Here is a 26,443-nt window from a genome sequence, read left to right on the forward strand (position 1 = left end):
ACACCCTTGCCATTAGCTACATGGTTGGCACTATCAGCCCCCATTACGGACTTTCGCCGATTAGTACGTGCCCATGCTGGGCACATAATAAAAAGGCCGCTAATGCGGCCTAAAAGGGGGATGGGGGGGTGCTTAACAAAAAAAAATTTTTTGTTAAGCTTTTGGAGAATATATTCTCCGTTACAGTATTATTATTAACAACAATTCCATTTGTTATACATAATATTTTAAATATCTTTAAACGCGCCATTTTTATATAAATCTATTATCTTATCTATAAAATCAACTTTTTCTGGATGAACAAATCCCCTTAAAGATATTAGCATCTCTAAATTGCTATCCTCTTCTTCAATTTCTTTTTTACGATGTGAATTTGATTTTTTACTTTTCTTCTCATTTATATTTTTTTCTTTCAAGTTTATATCATTTGATGTATTCATAAAATCATTCATAAAATCGTTTGATGTATTAGTAAAATCATTTGATGTATTAGTAAAATCATTTGTAATATCATTCATAGTATTTATGTTATTATTTCCATTCATCGGATTCATGTTATTCATATTCATATTATTCATATTGTTCATGTTCATATTTCTTTGGTTTGTGTTTCCGAAATTGCCCAAATTTATTCCTGCCATATTTGCTAATGGTGCTAAGTTAGCTAAATTTAAGCCATCTATATTCATAGATGCTAAAAGGCTATTTATATCAAAATTTCCTCCTAACATCCCCATTAATTGAGTTGGATCTATTCCAAACGGATTGGTATTGTTATTTCTAAAATTATTGCTTCCCACATTATTATCAACTGGCTGTTTTTCCTTGCGTTTATGTTTAGCCATCAAAACTCCTCCAATTATAATTCTCCTAATTTAATATATGTATGATATAGTCAATATGTTTATACTTTTATGCATTTTTTTGGAGGGCTTAAATTTAAGCCCTCCATCCACTATCTAGCAGCAGCAAACATTTCCTGAAGTTCTATTTCCTGCATTTAAGAAACATCCACCAAATAATATAAATAGTAAGATAATTAAGAATGATGAATTACAATTTAGTAATCCTGATCCACATGCTATTAATAGGAATATAATTGGTGCAAGACCGCATCCTCCACCTAAGAATCCTCCATCTAATAATCCTCCAGATCCGCCATATCCATCAACATTGTTTCCGCAACAAGGTGTACAGCAAGGTTTACAACAACAATCCCTCATTTTCTTTCCACGTTTATTCTTCTTTTTAGACATATTTATCTCTCCTTCCTAAAAATTCAGAATTTCTAACAGCAACAATTGTTAGCAAAATTACCAAAACCTTGTCCAAATCCTTGTCCAAATCCTCCGCAGCCTCCGCAGCCTCTACAAAGGAATAGAATTACTAATAAGAATAGATATGCACTACAGTTTCCTAATAATCCACCATTTCCACCATATCCATCAGCATTGTTTCCGCAGCAACAAGGTGTGCAGCAAGGTGTGCAGCAGCACTCATCCTCTGGGCATTCACAGCAACAACAATTATTTGTTGCGCAATTATTTCCGCATCCGCGACCACGACCACGACCACAACCACAATAGAATAATATTAATAAAATCCAAATCCAGCTACTAAATCCACAACCGCCGCCAAATCCACCGTTACCAAATCCACAGCCGCCGCCAAATCCACCGTTACCAAATCCACATCCGCCGTCAAATCCACAGCCACTGTCAAATCCACTGTCTCCACAGCTTGAGCTGGATCCAGTATTTCCTCCAATGTTACTTCCACGACAACTATTGTCTGTTCTAGAATCACGACAATTATCATCGCATGAATTTAAGCCATTTAGGATATCATTCATCTCCATATTTATTCCTCCTTGGAAATTTTTTATTCTTGATACTATATACTATTCGCTCCTATTTAATTTGACACTATTTTTAAAATAAAATAAAACTCCATCAAAAAATTAATTTTGATGGAGCTTTAACTCTTTTATTTATTAAAATTAAGTGCTAATTTCCAATATAAATACGTTATTAGAGTCTATTTAATCAATATCTGTAGCAAACTCTAAAAAAAGCTTGTCAATTAGCTCTTCTGTTCCTTTTTTATTTAAAGACGAATAAAAATAAAATTTATCATCTTTTGTTAAATTTAATGTATCTCTTATTAGTTTCTCACTTTTTTTAAATTCTGCATTTTTAAGTTTATCGCTTTTAGTTGCAACTATAACTACATCATATCCAAAATGCTTAGCCCATTCATACATCATTATATCATCACTAGTTGGTTTATGTCTTGAATCTACAAGACATACTATTCTTTTTAATTCTTCTCTATTAGATAAATACGTCTCTATAGTTTTTCCCCAAGTATCTTTCTCACTTTTTGATACTTTTGCATATCCATATCCAGGTAAATCAACTAAATAAAAGTCATTATTTATTAAAAAGAAATTTATCAACCTTGTTTTACCTGGTGTTCCACTTACTTTAGCTAATTTTTTTCTATTAGTTAAAGAATTTATCAGAGAACTTTTTCCAACATTAGATCTTCCAACAAAAGCGACTTCATTTCTATTGTCAATTGGGTATTGATGTGGTTTTACAGCTGAAATAATAAATTCTGATTGTTTAATTCTCATTAGTATCCTCTCCAATTAGCGCATTTTTTAATACCTCATTCACTTGACTTACAGGAATGATATTCAATTTATTTTTTATTGAATTCGGTATCTTTTCTATATCTTTCTCATTTTCTTTTGGAATTATTATAGTATCTATACCAGCTCTAAATGCTGCTAATGATTTTTCCTTTAGTCCGCCTATCGGAAGTACTCTACCAGTTAAAGTTACTTCCCCTGTCATAGCAATATTATGTTTAACTTTCTTACCTGATAAAGCTGACACTAGAGCTGTAACCATTGTTACTCCAGCAGATGGACCATCTTTAGGTACTGCGCCTTCTGGTGCATGTATATGAATATCTTTATTTTTATAAAAATTTTCTTCTATTTGGAATTTGTCTGCATTAGCTCTAACATAACTATAAGCAGCTTTTGCAGACTCTTTCATTACATCACCTAATTTTCCTGTAAGTTCTAGCTTTCCGCTTCCCTTCATAGCCATTACTTCTACTGGTAATGTGTCTCCACCATATGCCGTCCATGCCATCCCTGTAACTACACCTATTTTATCTTCTTTATCTATCTTATCAAATTCATACTTTCTTTTACCTAAAAGTTTTTCTACCTTACTTTTATCAATTGTAATATTTGATAGATCTTCACTCAACATTTCTGCTAAAGCTTTTCTTATAATAGAATTTAAATTTCTTGTAAGTCCACGAACACCTGATTCTCTAGTATATCCTTCTATTATCTCATTGATTGCTTCTTCTTCAAACTCTACCTTATCAAATTTAATACCTATCTCCTCAAATACTTTTGGTATTAAGTGATTTTTAGCTATATTAAATTTCTCTTCATAAGTGTATCCAGACACCTCTATTATTTCCATTCTATCTAATAAAGCTCTTGGTATAGTCTCTAAAGAATTAGCTGTAGCTATAAACATTACTTTTGATAAATCCATATCAAGTTCTAAATAATTATCTCTAAAAGTCTTATTTTGTTCACTATCTAATACCTCTAAAAGCGCATCAGATGGTTCTCCCTTATAACTTGAACTGATTTTATCAATTTCATCAAATAATATTAAAGGATTCATAGTTTTAGCTTCCTTTAATGCATAAGCTACTCTTCCTGGTATAGCTCCAACATAGGTTTTTCTATGTCCTCTAATTTCAGCTTCATCTTTCATTCCACCAAGAGATATTCTTGAATATTTTCTATTAGTAGAATGTGCTATTGACTTAGCTATTGAAGTTTTTCCTACACCAGGAGGACCAACTAAACATAAAATAGGTCCTTTAGAATTTTTGCTTATTTGTTTTACTGCTAGATATTCTACAATTCTGTCTTTAACATCTTCTAATCCATAATGTTCATTGTCTAATACTTCTCTAGCTTTCATTATGTCTATATTTTCCTTAGTTTGCTTATTCCAAGGTATATTAAATATCCAATCTAAATATGACTTTATTAAATTGCCTTCTGAAGAAGATGAAGAAGTACTTTTTAGTCTACTTAATTCATACTGAGCCTTTTCTTTAACTTGTTTTGGAAGCTTTGTTTTATTAAGTAAAGTTTCATACTTATTTATTTCTTTCTTTTCTTCATCATCCATTCCCAATTCTTCTTGAATTGCTTTTAATTGCTCTCTAAGATAAAATTGCTTTTGTTCTTCATCAATATGTTTTTTAACTTTTTTTGAAAGCTTGTTTTGAATTTTTAATATATCTGTTTCAATTTTCACTCTAGTTAATACTAGTTCTATTCTTTTCTTAATATCCATTGTTTCTAATACTTCTTGCTTTACATCATCTTCTGTAACAGAGTAAGATGCTATTATGTCCACAAACCCACTAGGATCATCCAAAGGTTCTGTGGATCTTATAATATCTACATAGTTATCATCTGATAGTTTCAATAAATTCATAAACTCTTCATCTAAAAGTTTTATATAAGCTTCTAGTTCTTCATTTACTTCTATTTCTTGCTCTATAAATTCTATAGAACCTTCAATATATTCATTATCATCCGCTACATATTCAACTACTTTTCCTCTTTTTACGCCTTCAACAAGCACTCTGATTGTATTGTCGGACATTTTAAGAATTTGTTTTATTTTGCAAAATGTTCCTATATCATATATATCTTCTCTCTCTGGATCCTCTATTTCAGGATCTTTTTGAGTAACAAGAAAAATTTCTTCATTATTTAACATAGCTTCTTCAACTGCTGCTACTGATCTTTTTCTTCCAACATCAAAATGTGCTACTATATTAGGAAAAATAGTTAACCCTCTTAAAGGTATCAGCGGAAGTGTATATAAATTTTGTGTCATTCAAACGCCCCTCCATCTTAATTACTTCATTTAGTATACACATATTAAGTGTATATTTCAATAAATATACATAATTTAGGATTAGTCTAAATTATAAACTCACTACAACTAATCTTAAATATTATTATTATAAATTATTATCAAAAGTTTTTCTAGCTTTTGCTGTGAATATTTCATTTTTAGAATTGAATTCTTCAATATACTTATAAGATAAATTCATTTTCATCCTTAATTAAATATGTATACATTTTTAATTACATTAATATCACTTCATTTTTAAATATCTATATAAGAACAAAAATACTGATATCTATTTAGATATCAGTATTAAGATTAAGCTGATTCAATATCTTTTTTAACTCTATTTGATGCTAAAGTTCCTCTTGTTTTACCTTCCGGCAATCTTTCTACTTGAGGATTTTCTTTATCTTTAATGCATTCTTCAGTTATCGTAACTTTCGTTATTTGTTCATCTGAAGGTATTTCATACATTATTTCTGTCATCATTTCTTCTATGATGGCTCTTAAACCTCTTGCACCAGTCTTTCTCTCTATAGCTTCTTCTGCAATAGATGTTAGTGCTTCATTGTTAAACTCAAGTTCAACATCATCTAATTCAAACAGCTTCTTGTATTGTTTTACAAGAGCATTTTTTGGTTTAGTTAAGATGTTTATTAAAGCATCTTTATCTAATGATTCTAAAGTTACTAATATCGGAAGTCTTCCAACAAATTCAGGTATTAATCCAAACTTAAGTAGATCTCCTGGCATTATTTCTTTTAGAAGCTTACCAATATCCTTTTCATGTTTACCTTGAATTTCGGCACCAAATCCCATAGAACTTTTTCTAGTTCTATTTTCTATTATTTTATCAACACCATCAAAGGCACCACCACAAATAAATAATATATTAGATGTATTTATTTGAATAAATTCTTGATGTGGATGCTTTCTGCCACCTTGAGGTGGTACTGAAGCAACTGTTCCTTCTAGTATCTTTAATAATGCTTGTTGAACACCTTCACCAGATACATCTCTAGTTATTGAAGGATTTTCAGATTTTCTTGCAATTTTATCTATTTCATCTATATAGATAATTCCTCTTTCTGCCCTTTCAACATCATAATCAGCATTTTGTATTAATTTAAGAAGAATATTTTCAACATCTTCTCCAACATATCCAGCTTCTGTTAATGTGGTAGCATCTGCTATTGCAAATGGCACATTTAAAACTTTAGCAAGCGTTTGGGCAAGTAACGTTTTACCAGAACCTGTTGGTCCTAACAATAGAATGTTACTCTTTGATAATTCTACATCTGTATCCTGCTTATTAGTATTAATTCTTTTATAATGATTGTAAACAGCTACTGATAATGATTTTTTAGCTCTTTCTTGACCAATTACGTAAGAATCTAAATATTGTTTTATTTCATTAGGTTTAGGTACACTTTTTGTATCGAATTCCACAGTTTCTTCAAATTCATCTGCTATTATTTCTGAACATAAATCTATACATTCATCACAAATATATACTCCTGGACCTGCTATTAATCTTTTTACTTGGTCTTGAGTTTTACCACAAAATGAACATTTTAACTGTTTCTTTTCATCATATTTAGCCATATATTCACCTCACTTAGTACAATAATTTAAATTGCAATCTTATTTATCTTTTCCAGTTCCATTCTTAGTTATTACTTTATCTACTAATCCATATGACTTAGCTTCATCTGCAGTCATAAAATTGTCTCTTTCAACATCTGCTTCAATTACTTCTAAAGGTTGATTTGTATTCTCACTTAAAATCTTATTTAAAGATTCTTTAATCTTTAATATTCTATTAGCATGTATTTGAATATCTGTTGCTTGACCTTGGAATCCACCAAGTGGTTGATGAATCATTATTTCTGCATTTGGTAAAGCATATCTTTTGCCTTTAGCACCACTTGATAATAAAAATGCTCCCATAGAAGCAGCCATACCTACACATATAGTAGAAACATCAGGCTTTATATATTGCATAGTATCGTATATAGCCATACCAGCAGTTATTGAACCTCCAGGACTATTTATATATATAGATATATCCTTGTCTGGATCTTCACTTTCTAAAAATAATAATTGTGAAACTATTAAATTAGAAGAATCGTCATTTACTTCACCACTTAACATAATTATTCTTTCTTTTAATAATCTAGAAAATATATCGTAAGAACGTTCTCCTCTACTTGTTTGTTCTACAACCATTGGAACTAAACTCATATAATTCCCTCCTTTTCATATAACAACATTTGAAATTGATTCTTATATAAATTATATAAAAAAATACCCAAAATGTTAATCATAAATTTGAAATAATTGCCAGAAATACTTCTGGCAATTATTTTTCAAACTATGAAATTGTATAATATCTATTATTTACAAGATTCTTTTATTAATTTAAGAGTATTTTCTATAATTATATCTTTTTCAATCATACCTTTTTGAGCTTTTAATAAAATGTTAGCCATCTTCTTAGGATCCTTAGGTCCATACATTCTACCTAATTCTAATGCTCTCTCATTTAATTGTTCATCAGTTGCTTTTACATCTTCTGCTTTAGCTACTGCTTCAAGAATTATGTCAGCTTTAACTTTTCTTTCAGCATTTTCTTTCATGAATTCTCTCATTTTTTCAATTGTATTCCCAGTGAATTCCATGTATTGATCTAAACTTAATCCTTGATGTTGTAATCTTGATTCAAGATCTTTCATCATAGAATCTATTTCTTTAGTTAACATTACTTCTGGAAGATCTATTTTTGAAGTTTCAATTATTGAAGTTATAACAGCTTCTTCAAATTCTCTTTCAGCTCTTTCGTTATTAGATTCTTCTAATCTTTTCTTTATATTTTCTTTTAATTCTGCTAATGTATCAAATTCAGACACTTCCTTAGCAAATTCATCATCTAATTCTGGTAATTCTTTAACTTTGATTCCTTTTACTGTTACTTCAAACATTGCTGGCTTAGCATTTAATTCTTCTTTACCATAGTTTTCTGGGAAAGTAACATTAACTTCCTTTTTATCTCCTATAGCTAAACCTACTAATTGTTCTTCAAAGTTATCAATGAAAGTACCTGATCCTATTTCCAATGGATAGTCAGTACCTTCTCCACCTTCAAATGCTTCACCATCTACAAATCCTTTGAAGTCGATTATAGCTATGTTTCCATCAGCTATTGTTCCTTCTTCTTTAGTTTCAATTCTTGCATTTTTAGATTGCATTTCTTTTACTTGTTTTTCAACTTCTTCTTCAGATACTTCATATGAAGGTTTTTTAATGTCTAAACCTTTATATTCTCCTATTTCTACTTCAGGATATGTAGTAACTGTTGCTGTATAAACAAGTTCCTTACCTTCTCCTATTTCAACAATATCAACCTTTGGATAATCAACTGGTCTGATATCTTCAGACTTTAATGCTTCATTATAACTTTCATCTATAGCTATATTAACAGCATCATCATAAAAAATTTCAATGCCATACATTTTCTTTAGTATTGCCATTGGAACTTTTCCTTTTCTGAATCCTGGCACATTGTATCTACCTTTGTTTTTATTATATGCTTTAGTTAATGCGGCATCAAATTTTTCTGCTTCAACTTTTATTTCTAATTTAACCACATTTGTTTCTATCTTTTCAACTTTAGCTTCCATCTTATTAATTCCTCCTAAAATAGTATACATCTAATTTAACTAGGTTATTATACCATATATCCTTGTTTCTTATCAAATTATTTATATAAATATTACTGTTTAGTAATATTGCAATTTACATCTATGTAATAAATATTACCATCTACAGTAATTTTTATTCCTTTTTCTTCACGTTCAAGAATTTCTATTTTTGCTGCAACTAAATCCCATTTTATTATATCACTATTATTACTTATATTTGTTATCCATAAATATTGTTTTGTTGCTGCTGTTCCAAAATAAGGTCTATTAGTAACAAAAATTATATTATCATCATTAACAAACTTAGGATTGTAATTCCATAAATATTGGAGATTGCTCATAATTGTTGATTCTCTTGTGAATACATCACCTTTTGATGATTTATACTCTTCTTTTGATACAACCTGAGAAGTTCCATCTACATTATACAAAGTAATTGTTTGATTATTTTCCAATATTAATAATTTTTTTCCAGACTGACTAATATCATATACCAATCCTTCATCACTAGACTCTATATTAATAAACTTCATATCTTCATTTTCTTTAACATATGTAGCTTTAACTTTTTGCCCATTCTTCAAAGTTATTTCAAAAGATTCTTCTTCTGATTTAGGAAGTTCTGGTTCTTTTTCTGTTTGGTCAAGCTCTTGTTGCGGTAAAACTTCTTCCTTGTTTTCAGTTGAATCACTATCTATCCATGCCTGCATCTTTTGTTTTACATTTGAATAATCTGTAACATTACCTAACACTTTAACCATTGATATAGCAACAACTACACTAATTATTATAAATATTATTAAAAAATTTCTTTTTCTTCTTTTCATGCGTTTTTCATATTCTCTACTAAAAATACTTGGTTTAGCCAAAACTTTCCCTCCAAAATACACATATTACAACCAAACAAATTAATTATATATTATTATTTCTTTTAAATCTATATCTTAATTTATATTTAATATTTTCTTTATAATTTATGCTTACTACACTTCTTACTTTTACATCCAGTACATTTATTACAATCAGCAGATTTATTATTTTTAGTGCAACACCCACCACATTTTAAAAGACCTAATTCTTTAAGTTCTTCCATTGATAAATTACATACATTTTCTGAATACTCCTCATAATCTGGAGTAACTTTTAATAACTCTTCTTTTTTTATTTCTATCATAATTTTAATTCTCCCACTATATTTTTTGTTTACTTATATCTTTTTATAATTTGTTATAAAAATGAATTTTATGAAAAATATTGTTTTATTATCCCTAAATAATGTATAATTATTTTATACTTAATTACATAATATTACTTTATTAATTATATTGTAATATAAAACCTTCTCTAAAATTCCCATATTGTCTATTTAGTTATTTTTTTAAATAGACATAATATTTAGTCTGCATTTTAATTATGCAGACTTTTTTAGAATAAACTTATTATAATATATATATATCATATATTTCTATATTAATATATAAAAATTGGAGTGATTAAATTGATATTTGATAGCCATATTCATACAATGTTTTCATCTGACAGTGACATGACAATATCTGATGCTATATCAAAAGCAAATGAATTAAATATAGGACTTATACTAACCGAACATTTAGATCAAGATTATCCTGATAAAGATCTATTCAAATTAGATATTCCTAATTACTTTAATAATTATTCAAAATATAAAAATAATAATTTACTTTTAGGCATAGAATTAGGTTTAACTCTTCCTTCATTTAACATAATAAACGAAAAAGCAAAAAATTTTAATTATGATTTTATACTAGGATCAGTACATGCTGTTTATGATGAAGATATTTACGTTGACTATTGCAAAAGAGATGATCTTACTAAAAAAGAATTCTTTCATAACTATCTTAAATTCATGCTAAACCTAATCAATAAATATGATTGTTTTGATTCATTAGCACATTTTGATTACCCTTGCAGGTATACTAAATTTAAAAATAACGAAATTACTTTATGCGATCACAACGAAATACTTGATGAAATATTTAAAACATTAGTTTCTAAAGGAAAAGTAATAGAGATTAATACTCGAAGACTTGATAATAACGAAACATTTAATAATATGATAGATATTTACAATAGATATAAGGAACTTGGTGGTAAATATATAACTTTAGGTTCAGATGCTCATAATGTTAATGATATATCTACTAATTTCAAAAATGCACTTTTAATAGCAGAAGAGATTGGCCTAAAGCCAATTTATTTCAAAAATAGAAAACCCGAATATTTTTAAATATAACTTTCATTTCTATTTAATCTTATTTAGTATTCTCACTTTCAAAACAAAAGAACTATTTTGGAAATAAATCAAAATAGTTCTTTTGTTTAAACTATGCTTTAAGTAAATTCCTCTGTCCACGAGCCTCATAATGCAATATTAATTTATCTTCATACTCTGTTTTAAGTATGTATTGATATATAAGCTAGATAAAGAATGGCATTGGACTCTTAGAACTCTTAATAAGTATTGTCACATTTCCTATTTCTAAAGTCCATATTCATCAATTTTTTGTATTGCTTCTTTATCTAATCTATGAATAATCCATTCATTCATTTGTTTAGCTCCTATGTTTTTATAAAAGTTAAGAGATGGTTCATTCCAATCTAAGCAAACCCATTCCATTCTTTCACACTTTTCTTCTTTAGCTATATGTACCAAAGTAGCAAATGCTTCTTTCCCTATTCCATTTCCTCTATATTCAGGATCTATATAAATATCTTCTAAATATAATCCTGCTTTACCTATAAATGTTGAAAAGTTAAAGAAATATATTATATATCCTATAACCTTATCATTAAATTCTACAAGTAGAGCATATGCTCTGTTATTTTCAAAAATTGATTCTCTCAAGGTTTTTTCATTAGCTACAACTTGATCTAACATTTTTTCATATACCGCTATTTTTTTAATAAATTCTAATATAGCAGATATATCTTCTTCTGTGGTTTTCTTAAATTTAAGCCCTTTTATTTTTGTTTCTATATATCCCATATTTTGCCCCCTAATAAATTCATATTTATTTTATTATACCCAAAATAAACATCTAAAAGATATCCTTTAGATGTTTTTATCAACACATATTTAAATATTCAATATATTTTTAATATGTGTTGATATACTTAATATGAAAAGTGTCACTATAATGAGACTATACTCATTTTTATCATTCCTAAGTTTAATTACTCCACTCATGTTACTTATTCTATATCAACCTATTGTAAATACATATCCTAATATTAATAAACAATAGTCTCCATTTCATCAATAGCTTTTCTTACAAGTTCATCTATATTTAGTTTCTTTTCTTCTTCCCTTATTGAATCAACTCTTGGTTTTGTTTTTGGATGTTTAGGCACAAAAATAGTGCAACAATCTTCATAAGGCAATATTGATGTTTCATATGTTTCGATTTTTCTTGCTATATCCATTATATCTGTTTTATCCATAGCTATTAATGGTCTAAAAACAGGTCTATCTGCACAATCATTACTTACTATAAGACCTTCCATTGTTTGACTTGCAACTTGACCTATACTTTCTCCAGATGTTACTGATTGAATTCCTTTTTCCTCTGCTATTTTACAAGCAACTCTCATCATAAATCTTCTCATTATTATAGTAAGTTCATCTTCTCTACACTTCTCTAAAATTTCCATTTGTATTTCAGTAAATGGAACAACATATAAATTTATCTTTTCAGTATATGAAGCTAAGATTTTTGCTAAATCTTTAACCTTATCTTTAGCTCTTTCTGATGTATATGGATGACTATGATAGTAAACACAATTTAATTCTACACCTCTTTTAGCCATAAGATATCCAGCTACTGGTGAATCTATCCCTCCAGATAACATAAGCATTGTACTTCCATTCATACCGTATGGTAACCCTGCTACGCCTTTTGTAATGTCTTTATTAGACCATACATATGCATTTTTATTTCTTATTTCAACATTTATTAAAATATCTGGAGTTTTTACATTCACACTTATTTCTTTATCACAATTATTTAATATATAAGCTCCTATATCCCTTGATATATCTGTGGAATTTTCGCCAAAATTTTTATTAGCCCTATTAGTGTTTACTTTAAAGGTTTTTCCTTCAGCTTCAATAAGTTTTTCAAGACCTGCTTTTTTTATACTGTTCATGTCAAGCTCTACTACATCTACTACTGCAACCTCAGATACACCAAAAACATTGCTTAATTTTTTAATACTCTCATCAATTTTATCAGTTTTTATAAAATATCTACCACTATCCTGTATAAATTCTATTTTTATTCCTTCTAGTTTTTTTCCTATATTATCTCTTAATCTCCTTTCAAATTTATTTCTGTTTAATCCCTTTAAAAATATTTCTGGTGCATATTTAACTAAAATTAATTTTTCCATTATATCTTCATCCTCCTTAAAAATTTAAGACCTTTTTCTAAAACCTCTATAACATAATCTACTTCTTCCTTAGTATTATCAAAAGAAAATGAAAATCTAACACCACCTAAAATTTCATCTTTAGTTAAATTAAGAGCTTTTAAAACATAACTCCCACTATTTATCCTACCTTTAGAAGAACATGCCGATCCTGTAGACACATATATATTTTCTTCTTCTAAAAAATGCAATAAAACCTCTCCTCTAACTCCTTTAAATGATATGTTTAATATGTACGGTGAGAAATCATCATTCAATAAACTGTTAATTTTAATGTCTTTAAACAATTCTAATTTTTCAATAAATCTTTGTTTTATTTTATAGACCTTATTATAATTGTCATCTAATTTATCATTTTCTATTTTAGCAGCTACTGCCATTCCCATAATTCCTGCTATATTTTGAGTTCCCGCTCTAACTCCAAATTCTTGTTCACCACCCTCAATTAATGGATTTAATACATTTGACTTCTTAATATATATAAATCCACATCCTTTTGGGCCATGAAATTTATGACTACTAGAAGTTAAAAAATCTATATTCATTTCTTTTACATCCAGATTAAGTTTTCCATAACTTTGAACCGCGTCAACATGAAATTTAGCTCTACTACTATTTTCTTTTATTATTTTTCCTATTTGTTTTAAATCTTGTATTACCCCAACTTCATTATTAACATGCATTATTGATACAAGTGCAGTTTCTTTAGTTATAGAGTTTTTAAGATGATTTAAATCTATTTTCCCATTATTATCTATTTTTAAATATGTTATCTTAATTCCATTGTTTTCTAAATTCTTTATTGTATTTGCAATTGAACTATGCTCAAATGGTGTTGTTATAAAATGAGTGCCTTTTTTTAATATACCTTTAATTACTTGATTATTTCCTTCGCTTGCACCAGAGTTAAAATATATTTCACTTTCATTTGCGTTTATTGTCTTTGCTAAAATTTCTCTGCATTCTTTAAGCTTTCTTTCACTTTTTAACCCTAATCTATGAAGAGAAGAGGGATTACCATAATACTCTTTCATTCCATAAGTGACTTCTTCTATAGCTTCATTTAAAGGCTTAGTAGTTGCACTATTATCAAAATAAACTTCCATTATTTTTCGTCCTTTCATTAAATATGTAACTTATTAATCCTTAGATCTTTAATTGTATTTTAAGAATATTCAAAACAACTCTTGTTCACGAGAAATTTTATTCAATAAATAATATACATAGAATTCTTAGATCAAAACTGTCTCTTAATGAATAATTATTGTTCTATACCCATTGTTATTTTACACTAAAATACTAAAACTGTCTCAAAATAAACCTCATCTTTTTTTATATTTTGTACTAATCTTGTTAATTTATTAGTTTTATAAAAGCACTTTACCACATTTTAATTTAAAGTTTCTAATTTTATATTTAGTCAGACTTTTTAACCTTAAAACTTTTTTTTAATAATAAAAAAAATCTCTAAATTTAAATTATTAACAATTTAAATTTAAAGATTTTAATCAAGCTTGTCTTTATTATATATAAGAATTTAACATTTAGTATAGTATACAATCCCTACAGTTCCTGGACCTACATGCAATCCAATTATTGGACCTATATATTGAATAGTAACTGGTATATCTAATTTTTCTTCTAATCTTTTAGCAAGTTCTAATCCTTCATCTTCACAATTAATATGTTGAACTATGACTTCTCCTAAACCTTTTTCTTTAACATTATTTATAACTTCATTTACTATTCTATCAACTGCCTTTTTCTTTGTTCTTACTTTATCAAATACTGTAGTTTCTCCATTCTCAACTGTCAAAATAGGTCTTATTTGAAGTATTGTTCCAAACAAAGAAGAAGCTCCACCTATTCTTCCACCTTTTTTTAAATATTTTAGTGTATCTGGCACAAATAAAAATCTACTGTTTTCTTTTACTTGTATTGCTGCTTTAACAACTTCATTTATATCATTTCCAAGCTTAGCACATTTTGCTGATTCTAATACTTGATACCCCATTTGCATACAATTAGTTGTTGAATCTATTAGCTCTATATTTGCATGTGGATATTCTTCTAAAATCATTTCTCGAACCAAATGAGAGCTTGAATATGTTCCACTCATTTTTGATGATAAAAATATTCCTACAACATCATGTCCATTAACTACTTTTTCTTTAAATATTTTAAAAAGTTCATCAATACTTGGTTGTGATGAAGTCGGGATTTCATTGCTTTTTTCCATCTCTTCATAAAAATCTTTATTATTTAAATCAACTTCTTTATAACTTTTTCCATTTAAAATAACGTTCAATGAAGCAATTGAAATATCGTATTCTTCAAGCAGCCCTTGTGGAATATAACTGGTACTGTCTGTTACTACCTTTACTGCCATAGTTATCCCCCTAATATATGTAATTTCTATACCTACAATTATATCATATTTATCAGTTATTTCCTTATATTCTTGATTACTAATTTTTATTTTCTAATATATAAAAAATATCTTAATTTTATACACACTAAAAAGAAGATATAGCAACATATAATACTTCTATATTGCTGTACCTTCTTCTTGTTAATAAATTAGATTGCTTTATACTAAATTATTTATATCAGTAAGATTTTAATGAATTCCATTAAAATTTCACCTTATAAGCCCCTTTTTAGTTAGTAATACGATTTAAAAATTTATTCCATTGCCACAAACTCAATTTTTTCAACATACTGTATGTTTGATAAACCATTTAAAAGTGTTTTTATATCCCCTATTAATGTAGACATATCAATTGTAACACTTATATTAGCGACACCATTTATGGGTATCCCTTGATTTATAGTTAATATGTTACCACCTTGTTCTGAAATATAATTTATTATTCCAGATAAAACTCCAGTTTGATCTTTAACGATTAAATTGAAAGTCACTTTTTTGCCTTGAGAAGTTTCTGCAAAATCAAATATATAATCTTTATATTTATAATATACGCTTCTACTTATCCCTGCTATTTTAGTAGCTTCAGTAATTTCTTTGACCTTGCCATCTTTCAATAACTTTTGAGCAAAAACAACTTTTTCATAAACATCCGGTAAAACTCTTTTGTCTATAACTAAGTAATTCCCTTTCATCAACAATCTCCTTTTATTACAAATGCTCCCTTGTTATCTGCTTGTAATTCTAAAACTCTCCATTTAATATCTTGATCTTTTAAATATTGCTTAATATTATTGCTAAAGCCATTAGCCCCATTATCGATTATAGCCATAATAGTTGGTCCTGCACCACTCAAATAACAACCTAATGCTCCAAGTTCATAACATTTATTATAAACGTCATCAAAGTGAGGTATCAACTCTTTTCTATAATTTTGATGAAGTGCATCATTACAAGCACTTCTTATTAAATCATATCTATCAGTAACAAAGCAAGAAATCATAAGTGCTGCTCTCCCAATATTATAAATTCCATCTGCCCTTGAAATTTGTTTTGGAAGAACCTTCCTTGCTTTTTCAGTAGATAATCTGAAATCAGGTACTATAGTTATAAATTTAACTTTATTTTTAATTTCTATCTTATTATATACAGTCTTATTATTTTCAATTATTGCAACAACTATTCCCCCAAATAGAGCTGGTGCAACATTATCTGGATGACCTTCTATTTCAACCGCCATTTCTAATAGTTCATCCTTCGAAAATTTCCCCCCTAAAATTTCATTAGCTCCAACTAAGCCTCCAATTATGCAGCTGGAACTACTTCCAAGTCCTCTTGATATAGGTATATCTTGCTTTAATACAGATATTTCAAGCCCCTTAAATTTATAATCTGCTTTATCAAAGCAATGCTTCATAGCTTCATATATAATATTATCTTCATTACAAAATTCTTCTGGTATTCCATTAAACTTTAATCCAGCATTTATTTCTTTGAAAGCAAATTCATTATATAGTTCCACTGCCATTCCTATCGAATCAAATCCCGGTCCCATATTTGCTGATGTAGCTGGTACTGTAACTTTAATCATAACCTATCCTTCAATTCCAAGATAAGAAAGTAATGCTTTTTTCATCTCAGACTTATCCCAAACTTCATCATGAAGAATTTCATATTCCGATAAATTAACCAAACTATCTGGTATATTATTTTTTGTAATTTCAGATAACTTTTTTAATACCTCAAAATCATCAATTTCATCATTTGAAATATTTAATGCCTTACAAATGCTTCTTGGAAATTTAAACGGACTAGCAGTTGACGCTATCAATACTTCTTTAGTATCTTTAGTTTCTGCTTGATATTTATTTTTAACAACATAACCAACAGCTGTATGAGTATCCATCAAGTAATTATCTTTTTCATAAACTTCTTTTATTGCATTAGATACCTCTTCTGTTGTAGCATATTCTCCATAAAACTCTTTCATAAATTTTTTCATGTCATCATTTATTTCATATATGCCATTTTCATTCAATGAATTCATAAGATTATTTATAACTTCTGAATTTCGTCCACTTGCCTCAAATAATAATCTCTCAAGATTAGATGATACTAAAATATCCATTGATGGTGATTCCGTTAACACAAGTTCACGTCTCTTATCATAAATACCACTTTTAAAGAAATCTGTTAAAACTTTATTTTCATTTGAAGCACAAATAAACTTATCTATAGGAAGTCCCATTTGTTTCGCATAGTATGATGCTAGTATGTTTCCAAAGTTTCCTGTTGGAACTACTACATTAATCTTTTCATCTTGTTTTATAACCCCTTTTTTCACCAAGTTGAAATACCCATAAAAATAATATACTATTTGCGGAATTAATCTCCCTATATTTATAGAATTTGCAGATGATAAAGCAACGCCTTTCTTTAATAAATTGTCTTTAAAATCATTATCCCCAAATATTTGTTTTACAGATCTTTGTGCATCATCAAAATTGCCATTTATACCGATAACTTTAACATTATTGCCTTGTTGAGTTATCATTTGTCTTTCTTGTATAGCACTTACACCCTTTTTAGGATAATATACCACTACTTTAAATCCATCAACATCTTTGAATCCTTCTAAAGCCGCTTTTCCTGTATCTCCTGATGTTGCTGCTAATATTACTATGTCCTCTTCTTTATTGCAAATCTTTTTTGCTCTTTTCATTATCTGCGGAAGAAATAGTAATGCTGCATCTTTAAATGCACAAGTTGGACCATGGTATAACTCTAAAAAATTTTTATGTACCCTAACTTCAAATCTATCATTATAGGCTTCGTTAATCGCTTCCTTTAAATCTTCATCATCCATATCAGTAAAATATTCATTAATAATTTCAAATGCTAATTGTTCATAGCTAAGTTTTTTCTTATTCTTTAATGATGAATATACATTAGGAAAACTTTCAGGTACATATAACCCCCCATCCTTAGAAATTCCATTTATTATTGCTATTGCAGAGTCCACCCCATATTCTAAACCTCTAGTACTTCTAAAATTCATTCAATCACCCCAAATTATTTAATAAGACATGCCTTTTATTAATATATATATTATCATGTCCTTATACAGAAAACAAGTGTTTTTATTTTAAATACAAATAAGCATAACTATTATTAAATAGAAATGCTTATAGGCATTAATTGTATTCCTTTATTTTCAACTTTACAACAAGGTCTTTCAGGAACCATTATTCCATTATCTTTTAAACATCCTAAGAGAGAATCACAATAAATTAAAAGATCTTCATAAAACTTTTCTGTGCCAGTTTTCCTTAAAAAATTTATACATCCTGATCCACTGCATGTTTTTACTACTTTACCAACAACTTTGCAATTGCAATTAATTTTATCAAATATATTACAGTCATTATTCATAAAGTTGTTATTATTAACAGTTAAAACCGTAGTACAATCTCCTGTTGTCATAATTAAATCTTGAGTGTTATTTAATGTTAATGTTTCCTTTAATTTATTTAATAAATTTAATAGTACTGAAAAATTTATAAATTTATATTTTTCTTTATCTAATAAAGGATCTAAATTTTCACATCCTATCGCACTTAACAATGCAATTAATGTATCTACATAAGAAATTAGCGATTGATTAGTTATTTGTCCTGTAATTTCTACTAATTCTCCAGATTCTACTTCATTATTTAATATATTAACATCATTTCTAGATCGTAGAATTTCACCTGTATTAAAAAAATTATTAAGATTTCCATTCAGAACAAATGTTGTATATGTCCTACGTATTTCTTCTTCTAACCTTACATTCCCTGTTCCATTAAAATCTCTCCATATTTGATTATGTTCTTCTGCATTTGCAAGATTACCTTTATTTTCATCTTTATATCCTTCTCTTTCACTTTTTCCTTCTGTTTCCTGTTGAAATGAACCATTTCTACTATCAAAATGAATTCCTTCAAAAATCTTTGCATCTCTAACTCTTTTTTGAATTCTTGTATCTATATATCCTGATAAGACTAGAGAAGATAAATTTCTAACTAAGTTTTCATCTAAGTATATAAGTATATCAAAAGGATTATTCATACACTCTCTCCTTATAAAAAAATCGTCAAGTGACTTTAGAGCGTCGATTTTTTTAGCCATGCACCCTTTCCAAACGCAGTGCAGGAATAATGGTGTGGCATATGATTCTTTTTTATTATCTATAAATTATTTATATGATTTTTATTAACATATTATTTCTCCTAAAATCTTATATAAATTGTATATATTTGTTTAATTAATACAAAGTATAATCATCATATAGTTATGATATAATAGTTATTATATTAATTTTAGGTTGTGATGTTTTTATGAATTTTATAAAAAAATTTTTTAAATGGTTATTGATAATTATATTAATTTTAAGCATTAGCTTAGGAATAGTTTTTAGAAAGAAATTTCAATTAACTTATACAATTGTTAAAGATATAATTTCTTTAAAAGATAATTTTTCGCCAAATAATAAATTTGAATTTTCTCCAACTAATGATGTAGATTATAAAGATGTAGTCTATAAAGATACTAATAATGTGCAATTAAAATTGGATATTTATAAACCTTTAAAAACAGTCTACAAAAGTTCTCCTGTTATTTTATATGTACATGGTGGAAGTTGGGTATATGGTGATAAAAGTATTCCTCAATCTATAACTCCAATATTAGATATATTTAGAAACAATGGATTTACTATTATAAGTACAGAATATGAACTTATGCGGTCTCATGAAAATTTTGAAAAACAAATATGTGATGTAAAAGATACTATACGATGGATATATAAAAACAGTGAAGAATACAATGTTAATCCAAATCAAATTGGAATTATTGGTATGTCATCAGGAGCTCATTTATCCTTAATGAGTGCTTATAGCCACAATGAAGATTTTACTGATGATATTGATTTAGCTAAATATCCTTCAAAAGTGAAATATGTTATTGATTTTTTTGGACCAACAGACCTTAATTTATTGGATACATCTGATTTAAATTGGGATTTGACAAATATTTTTAATTCTATAAATGATAGAAATTCTATAGCCTCTGAATTTAATCCTATTAACTACATTAATTCAAATATTCCAGAAACTCTAATAATTCATAGTAAAAGTGATTCACTTGTTCCTTATAAAAGTTCTTTAGATTTATATAATAAATGTATTGAAGAAAAGGCTTCTGCTCAATTAGTGCCTTTAGAAGGTACATCACATGATATGTCAAATGTATTTACACAAGATATAGTTAATTTAACAAAAGAAGTTTTAAAATTTATAGTAAAAAAATCTCCATTATATTAATCAATATAATGGAGATTTTAATTTTTTAATACAAACTAAAATGAGACTATACTCATTTTTGTATTCCTAAATTCAATTACTCCGTCCACTTTACTTATGGATATAATAACACGCGATTAAAACATTGCCTCTTTATCAATCAATATATCTTTTAAAAATAGTTCCGGTAAATATACTTATATAAATAGCCCCTAAAATCATTTCAATTGATGCAACTGCTTCTCCATATTTAAGTGGTATTATATTACCATATCCTAATGTAGAAAATGTAGTTACAGATAAATACATGGCTTTTAATAAGTCTGTAATTTTTAGTGACAAGATATTATGAATATCATAAAGTATTATTCTTGTATTATCTACACTTATTCCTGTAAATAAATAAAATATTGAAGACACTATAATTATTGTTGTACAAATTAATATTATTTTTATTGGACTTATAAAATATCCAGTAAGATATTTAAATAATAAAGCATATATTTTTTTATATTTATTTCCTAGTAAATATTCTAGATATTTTAGTAATTCATAATATACAAATCTATTTTCATCATAATTGATTTTTAAATATCTATAATATCTTGATGTGACTTGCTTTAATGAATTAATTTCTATGCTATTTTCAAATTCAACATTGTAATAGAAATATTTCATAGAATTTGATTCCTCATCTAAAATAGTAACAAGTTTTCTTAATGAATATAGAAATATTCCTACATACTTTGAATTTTCTAGCATTAAATTAAATATATTTTTATTTTTATTTATTACTACAATCTCTGAATTACAACAATTTATAAGCTTTAATCCTAAAGCATCATCTTCATAACACATATTATCATTATATACAAAAATATTATAAAAAAAGTTTTCTATAATAAACTTATTAAACAATGAATTTATTATATATACTTTTCCATTAAATTCATTATCAAACTGTTTGCCTTGAAATTTTAAACAACTTGATTCTATTGTACAGTTAAGATAATAAATGTATTTAGAAGATGAAATTTCAATTTTACTATTTTTAAAATTACATGTTATAAATACTACCCCGTCATATTCCTGTTTTATTAAAGTATTTAATAATTTGTTTATTTTATTATTATTTGAAAAACTTTCATTTTTTATAACTTTTATCTTTTTATTATTTATTGTTATTTCATTATTGTTTAAATTATTTTTTACACTTTTTAAATCTAGCTCATATTTTTCCTTCATAGTTAAAACTAATTTGTTGTAATGCTTCTTATTTCTTATTTCCATACAAAAAGTCCCTCTTCTAAACAACAGCTTTTAATATATTCTTTGTTTAAAAGAGGGTTTTATTCATATTTAATATTCATAGGATTTAATATTTTCAGATAATACAACTTTTAATTTTTCATTTTCCATAACTTTTTTATATGAACATATAAATTCATTTAATTCATTATCATTTAAATCTATTTTTTGAGGACTTATTAATCTCATCTTATCTTCTTCTATTAACACTGTTAAATTATTTTTTTCATTACTTATTGTATACTCAGATACTGTTTTTATTTTAATTCTACTTTTGTATTTTTCTTGAAATCCCATAGTCTTTCTAATAGATTCATAACCATTTGGCATTTGATTTAAATTTATGCCTGCCATTTTTAATTGTTCTTCAATCATTGAAGGGTCTATCCCATATCTCTCTAAGAATTTCTTTTGAATATTTAACAGCTTATCTTGTGAAATATTGTTTTCTTCCATATATGTCATAATATTTTTAGAAAAATCTTGCATTGTTAAGTTACCTGCAGCTAATTCATAATACATAGAATAAATATAACTTTCAAACTTATCCACATCTTTATCTTTAGCCTTATTTTTTAATTCATTAAAATCTATAATTTTGTCATCCATATATCTACGCCTCCTTATTTATCATTATATACTACTACACTTATTTATATATTAACAAATCTATTTATTAGTGCAAATTTTTAAATTTATAAATTATTTTACAACATACACTATATAAATTCTATGGTAAATATTATAATATATTTCATAAAAATACTTTAAATATAATTATTAGTAGTATATGATTACTTATGATTATTTCAGAATTTCTAAATTCATCAGATAAAACACTTAAAATTTATGATGGTCTATATCATGAGATTCTTAATGAACCGGACCGTGATTATATAATTGATGATATTAGCCAATGAATAAAATCGCATTTATAACATATCAACATTCATTAAACATATATTATAATATTTTTAATATATGTTGATACATGTAATAGGGAAAGTGGCATATATCAACACTATTCTAAAAAACATTATAATTATTAAACTAAAAAGAACTAAATCTGATAGATTAATTTAATCATTCAGATTTAGTTCTTTTATATTGTTACCTTTTAATAATTATAATTCATTTATTAACTCTTTAATATTTTCTATATATAATCTCTTTACACTTAAAAGTTCTGTTAAAGATTTATTGAAACATTTCACTTTTACACCTTGATCTTCTATCATACACTTCCATGAATCCTTATTTTCTCCAAATATATCTCTAGTAATATGAATACCAGATACTGATAAAAATGGTACTATAGTTATTTCTCTTATATCTCTAATTATAATTTTATCTACAATTTCATTTATAGAAATTTTTCCTTCTAAAGTTCCTATAAGTACATTCTCATAGTTCATTTTCGATAATTCTTTTTGAAATAAGCTATAGACTTCATCAGATTTATTAGTTGTTCCATGACCCACTAATAATAAATTTTTATCTTTAGGTAATTCATTTTTTATTCCTTCTACTATATTGCTAAACGCTATTCCTTTAGTTTGATTATCTAATTGTAAAATAGGCTTTCCCAATATAATTTTATTAAATTCATGATTATACTTAGAAACAAATTCTTTTATTTTCTCATATTCATTTCCATGAAGTACATTTAGTGGTATTATTACAACTTCTGTACAACAATTTAGTTTTGCGTTTCTTAAAGCTTCTTCAAAATGTAATATATTAACCCCAAAATCATTTGATAATTTTCTCAGTATTATTTTAGATGTAAAACACTTAAAGACTAAATATTCACTTCCATAAACTTCTCTTATCTCATTTTCTATTGGATCTATACATTTTTTTATGGCTTCAGTATTTGAGGTACCAAAACCAACTAATATTATAGCTTTATTATTTTTCATTTACCGCAAACCTCTTAAATGTATCTAAGAATTTATTAATATGTTCTTCTGTATGCTTAACACTTAAAAACATAGCTTCAAATTGTGATGGAGCAATATTAAATCCTTCATTTATCATATGTCTAAAATATCTCTTAAATCTTTCACCATCACAAGTTTTCACAGCTTCATAAGCATTTACTTTTTCTAATTCTGTAAAGAATAATGTTAACATTCCACCAACTCTATTTATTGTTAATGGTATATTATTTTCTTTTGATATTTTTATAAGACCTTCTTGAAGTTTTTTACCCATTTTTTCAACATGATCATATAATTCTATATTATTTTTTAACTTAGTTAATGTTGCAAGACCTGCTGCCATTACAATAGGGTTTCCTGACATTGTTCCTGCTTGGTAAACTCCTCCGCATGGAGATAACTTTTCCATTATCTCTTTCTTACCAGCATATGCCCCACATGGAAGACCTCCTCCCATTATTTTAGCATATGTAATTAAATCTGGTTTAACATCAAATAATGTTTGTGCTCCTTTAAATGCTACTCTGAATCCTGTCATTACTTCATCAAATATAAGTAATGAATCATATTCATCACATAAACTTCTTAACTCTTTAATAAAATCTTCATTGGCCTTTATAACACCCATATTTCCTGCAACTGGTTCTATAATAACAGCAGCAATTTCATTTCCGTGCTTTTTAAAAAGTTCTTTTATTTGTGCTTTGTCATTATATAATCCTATTAATGTATTTTCCACACTTTCCTTTGGTACTCCAAGAGAACCTGGAATTCCTTCTGTAAGTACTCCTGATCCTGCTTCTATTAAAAATCCATCAAAATGTCCATGATAACATCCTGCAAATTTAACTATCTTGCTCTTTCCTGTATATCCTCTTGCAAGTTTTACAGCACTCATAGTAGCTTCTGTACCTGAGTTAACCATTCTTATCATATCAACATTATCTAAATTCTCACACATGAATTTACTTAATTCTAATTCTAATTTAGTTGGTGCTCCAAAAGCTAAAGCATTTTCACATGTTTCTTTAATAGCTCTTACAACATCCTCATCACAGTGGCCTAAAAGTAGTGGACCCCATGCTAATACAAAGTCTATATATTCTTTTCCATCTTCATCTTTAATAATTACGCCTTTTCCAGACTTTATAACTGGTGGATTCATTCCCATCTCTTTAAAACATCTAACAGGACTATTTACTCCACCTGGCATATACTTTTTTGATTCTTCGAATATTTCTAAATTATTCATTTATGTTCACTCCCTGTATATTTCATTTGAATACTTAAATAAAGGACAGATATTATCTATTTAATATCTGTGCCGCTTCTAATGCATGATAAGTTATTATTATATCTGCTCCAGCTCTTTTTATTGAAGTTAAAATTTCCATGATTATTCTTTCTTCATCTATAAGACCTTGTTTTCCTGCGGCTTTAACCATTGCATATTCACCACTTACATTATAAGCTGCAAGAGGCATATTAAAGTTTTCTCTGCATTCTCTAATTACATCTAAATAAGATAATGCTGGCTTAACCATTATAATATCGCAGCCTTCTTCTATGTCTTTTTCTGTTTCTCTCAATGCTTCTAATCTATTTGCTGGATCCATTTGATAAGTTTTTCTATCTCCAAATTCAGGAGCTGATCCTGCCGCATCTCTAAATGGTCCATAAAATGCTGAACAATATTTTGCAGAATAGCTCATTATACTCACTTTTTTAAATCCATTATCATCTAATGCTTTTCTCATAAATCCGATTCTACCATCCATCATATCTGAAGGTGCTACCATGTCAGCTCCTGCTTTTGCATGAGATACTGTAATTTTACCTAAGTATTCAAGTGTTTCATCATTATCTACATCAGATTCATGAATTATTCCACAATGTCCATGAGATGTGTATTCACACATGCAAACATCTGTTATAACAAGTAAATCTTTACTTAACTCTTTAATCTTTCTTACAGCTTGTTGAACAATTCCGTCATCATTATATGCTTCACTTCCACAAGCATCCTTATGCTCTGGAATACCAAATAAAAGCACTCCTGCAATATTAGCTTTTTCAACTTCTTCAATTACTTCATGTAATCTATCTATTGAATAATGATAATTATCCGGTAAAGAAGAAATTTCTCTCTTTATATTTTCTCCTTCTACAACAAATATAGGATATATAAAATCCTTAGTATGTAGTGTAGTTTCTCTTATCATATCTCTAATAGCAGATGTTGCTCTTAATCTTCTGCCTCTTTTTATCATAA

The 26,443-nt window shown here is 27.3% G+C and carries 25 protein-coding genes; 2 read left to right on the top strand and 23 right to left on the bottom strand.

Annotated features, from left to right (window positions below; translation table 11 throughout):
* Positions 1–227 precede the first annotated feature (227 nt).
* The 10 genes from RYM86_RS06770 to RYM86_RS06815 all read right to left on the bottom strand — a co-directional run bounded on the left by RYM86_RS06770 (position 228) and on the right by RYM86_RS06815 (position 9,854).
* The gene (locus RYM86_RS06770) at positions 228–845 is read right to left on the bottom strand and encodes a hypothetical protein (RefSeq protein ID WP_315078944.1); all 618 of its coding nucleotides are present in this window, start codon (positions 843–845) and stop codon (positions 228–230) included.
* Positions 846–959: 114 nt separating this feature from the next.
* On the bottom strand, positions 960–1,256 hold the full coding sequence (locus RYM86_RS06775) for a hypothetical protein (RefSeq protein ID WP_315078946.1): 297 nt from the start codon (positions 1,254–1,256) through the stop codon (positions 960–962).
* Positions 1,257–1,288: 32 nt separating this feature from the next.
* Positions 1,289–1,858: a hypothetical protein gene (locus tag RYM86_RS06780; protein ID WP_315078948.1), complete on the bottom strand. Its 570-nt coding sequence runs from the start codon at positions 1,856–1,858 to the stop codon at positions 1,289–1,291.
* A gap of 183 nt (positions 1,859–2,041) precedes the next feature.
* Positions 2,042–2,638, bottom strand: coding sequence for a ribosome biogenesis GTP-binding protein YihA/YsxC (yihA, locus tag RYM86_RS06785; protein WP_315078949.1), 597 nt, complete (start codon positions 2,636–2,638; stop codon positions 2,042–2,044).
* On the bottom strand, positions 2,628–4,961 hold the full coding sequence (gene lon / locus RYM86_RS06790; protein ID WP_315078951.1) for an endopeptidase La: 2,334 nt from the start codon (positions 4,959–4,961) through the stop codon (positions 2,628–2,630). The genes yihA and lon overlap by 11 nt, the downstream gene beginning before the upstream one ends.
* A gap of 333 nt (positions 4,962–5,294) precedes the next feature.
* Complete coding sequence (gene clpX / locus RYM86_RS06795) at positions 5,295–6,584, bottom strand: ATP-dependent Clp protease ATP-binding subunit ClpX (protein ID WP_315078952.1); 1,290 nt, start codon at positions 6,582–6,584, stop codon at positions 5,295–5,297.
* A gap of 39 nt (positions 6,585–6,623) precedes the next feature.
* The gene (clpP, locus tag RYM86_RS06800; RefSeq protein ID WP_315078953.1) at positions 6,624–7,223 is read right to left on the bottom strand and encodes an ATP-dependent Clp endopeptidase proteolytic subunit ClpP; all 600 of its coding nucleotides are present in this window, start codon (positions 7,221–7,223) and stop codon (positions 6,624–6,626) included.
* Between the two features lie 152 nt (positions 7,224–7,375).
* Positions 7,376–8,659: a trigger factor gene (gene tig, locus RYM86_RS06805; protein WP_315078955.1), complete on the bottom strand. Its 1,284-nt coding sequence runs from the start codon at positions 8,657–8,659 to the stop codon at positions 7,376–7,378.
* Positions 8,660–8,751: 92 nt separating this feature from the next.
* Positions 8,752–9,549: a hypothetical protein gene (locus RYM86_RS06810; RefSeq protein ID WP_315078956.1), complete on the bottom strand. Its 798-nt coding sequence runs from the start codon at positions 9,547–9,549 to the stop codon at positions 8,752–8,754.
* Positions 9,550–9,647: 98 nt separating this feature from the next.
* Positions 9,648–9,854 (bottom strand): hypothetical protein, encoded by a 207-nt coding sequence (locus RYM86_RS06815; RefSeq protein ID WP_315078958.1) that lies wholly within the window; start codon positions 9,852–9,854, stop codon positions 9,648–9,650.
* A 324-nt stretch (positions 9,855–10,178) separates the two neighbouring features.
* On the opposite strand from RYM86_RS06815, the gene RYM86_RS06820 reads away from it, so the two are divergent.
* Entirely contained in the window at positions 10,179–10,949 is a 771-nt protein-coding gene (locus RYM86_RS06820) for a histidinol phosphate phosphatase (protein ID WP_315078959.1), read from the top strand.
* A 252-nt stretch (positions 10,950–11,201) separates the two neighbouring features.
* Here RYM86_RS06820 and RYM86_RS06825 read toward each other — a convergent pair whose 3' ends face one another.
* From RYM86_RS06825 to RYM86_RS06860, 8 genes are all read right to left on the bottom strand, one after another.
* Complete coding sequence (locus RYM86_RS06825; RefSeq protein WP_315078960.1) at positions 11,202–11,708, bottom strand: GNAT family N-acetyltransferase; 507 nt, start codon at positions 11,706–11,708, stop codon at positions 11,202–11,204.
* Between the two features lie 245 nt (positions 11,709–11,953).
* The gene (thiI, locus tag RYM86_RS06830; protein WP_315078962.1) at positions 11,954–13,111 is read right to left on the bottom strand and encodes a tRNA uracil 4-sulfurtransferase ThiI; all 1,158 of its coding nucleotides are present in this window, start codon (positions 13,109–13,111) and stop codon (positions 11,954–11,956) included.
* Complete coding sequence (locus RYM86_RS06835) at positions 13,111–14,256, bottom strand: cysteine desulfurase family protein (protein ID WP_315078965.1); 1,146 nt, start codon at positions 14,254–14,256, stop codon at positions 13,111–13,113. The genes thiI and RYM86_RS06835 overlap by 1 nt, the downstream gene beginning before the upstream one ends.
* A gap of 431 nt (positions 14,257–14,687) precedes the next feature.
* A complete protein-coding gene (locus RYM86_RS06840) occupies positions 14,688–15,539 on the bottom strand; it encodes a DegV family protein (protein WP_315078968.1) in 852 nt (283 codons plus the stop codon).
* A 296-nt stretch (positions 15,540–15,835) separates the two neighbouring features.
* Positions 15,836–16,273 carry an ACT domain-containing protein gene (locus RYM86_RS06845; protein ID WP_315078970.1) on the bottom strand — a complete coding sequence of 146 codons (438 nt, stop codon included), beginning with the start codon at positions 16,271–16,273 and terminating at the stop codon, positions 15,836–15,838.
* Positions 16,273–17,169 carry a homoserine kinase gene (gene thrB, locus RYM86_RS06850; RefSeq protein ID WP_315078973.1) on the bottom strand — a complete coding sequence of 299 codons (897 nt, stop codon included), beginning with the start codon at positions 17,167–17,169 and terminating at the stop codon, positions 16,273–16,275. Before thrB ends, RYM86_RS06845 begins: the two co-directional genes overlap by 1 nt.
* A 3-nt stretch (positions 17,170–17,172) precedes the next feature.
* A complete protein-coding gene (gene thrC, locus RYM86_RS06855; protein WP_315078976.1) occupies positions 17,173–18,636 on the bottom strand; it encodes a threonine synthase in 1,464 nt (487 codons plus the stop codon).
* A 113-nt stretch (positions 18,637–18,749) separates the two neighbouring features.
* The gene (locus tag RYM86_RS06860) at positions 18,750–19,688 is read right to left on the bottom strand and encodes a hypothetical protein (RefSeq protein ID WP_315078979.1); all 939 of its coding nucleotides are present in this window, start codon (positions 19,686–19,688) and stop codon (positions 18,750–18,752) included.
* Positions 19,689–19,957: 269 nt separating this feature from the next.
* Between RYM86_RS06860 and RYM86_RS06865 the strand changes: the two genes are divergently transcribed.
* A complete protein-coding gene (locus RYM86_RS06865; RefSeq protein ID WP_315078981.1) occupies positions 19,958–20,941 on the top strand; it encodes an alpha/beta hydrolase in 984 nt (327 codons plus the stop codon).
* 135 nt (positions 20,942–21,076) lie between these two features.
* Here RYM86_RS06865 and RYM86_RS06870 read toward each other — a convergent pair whose 3' ends face one another.
* The 5 genes from RYM86_RS06870 to hemB form a co-directional block, all read right to left on the bottom strand.
* A complete protein-coding gene (locus tag RYM86_RS06870) occupies positions 21,077–22,210 on the bottom strand; it encodes a potassium channel family protein (protein ID WP_315078982.1) in 1,134 nt (377 codons plus the stop codon).
* A 69-nt stretch (positions 22,211–22,279) separates the two neighbouring features.
* A complete protein-coding gene (locus tag RYM86_RS06875) occupies positions 22,280–22,837 on the bottom strand; it encodes a DUF3867 domain-containing protein (RefSeq protein WP_315078984.1) in 558 nt (185 codons plus the stop codon).
* A gap of 515 nt (positions 22,838–23,352) precedes the next feature.
* On the bottom strand, positions 23,353–24,150 hold the full coding sequence (locus RYM86_RS06880) for a sirohydrochlorin cobaltochelatase (RefSeq protein ID WP_315078986.1): 798 nt from the start codon (positions 24,148–24,150) through the stop codon (positions 23,353–23,355).
* Positions 24,140–25,423, bottom strand: a complete 1,284-nt coding sequence (gene hemL, locus RYM86_RS06885; protein WP_315078989.1) for a glutamate-1-semialdehyde 2,1-aminomutase — start codon at positions 25,421–25,423, stop codon at positions 24,140–24,142. Before hemL ends, RYM86_RS06880 begins: the two co-directional genes overlap by 11 nt.
* A gap of 52 nt (positions 25,424–25,475) precedes the next feature.
* On the bottom strand, positions 25,476–26,441 hold the full coding sequence (hemB, locus tag RYM86_RS06890) for a porphobilinogen synthase (RefSeq protein ID WP_315078990.1): 966 nt from the start codon (positions 26,439–26,441) through the stop codon (positions 25,476–25,478).
* Positions 26,442–26,443: the final 2 nt, after the last annotated feature.

Origin of the sequence: uncultured Clostridium sp., from assembly GCF_963527835.1 — a bacterium.
In the GTDB taxonomy this organism is placed as follows: Bacteria; Bacillota; Clostridia; order Clostridiales; family Clostridiaceae; genus Clostridium.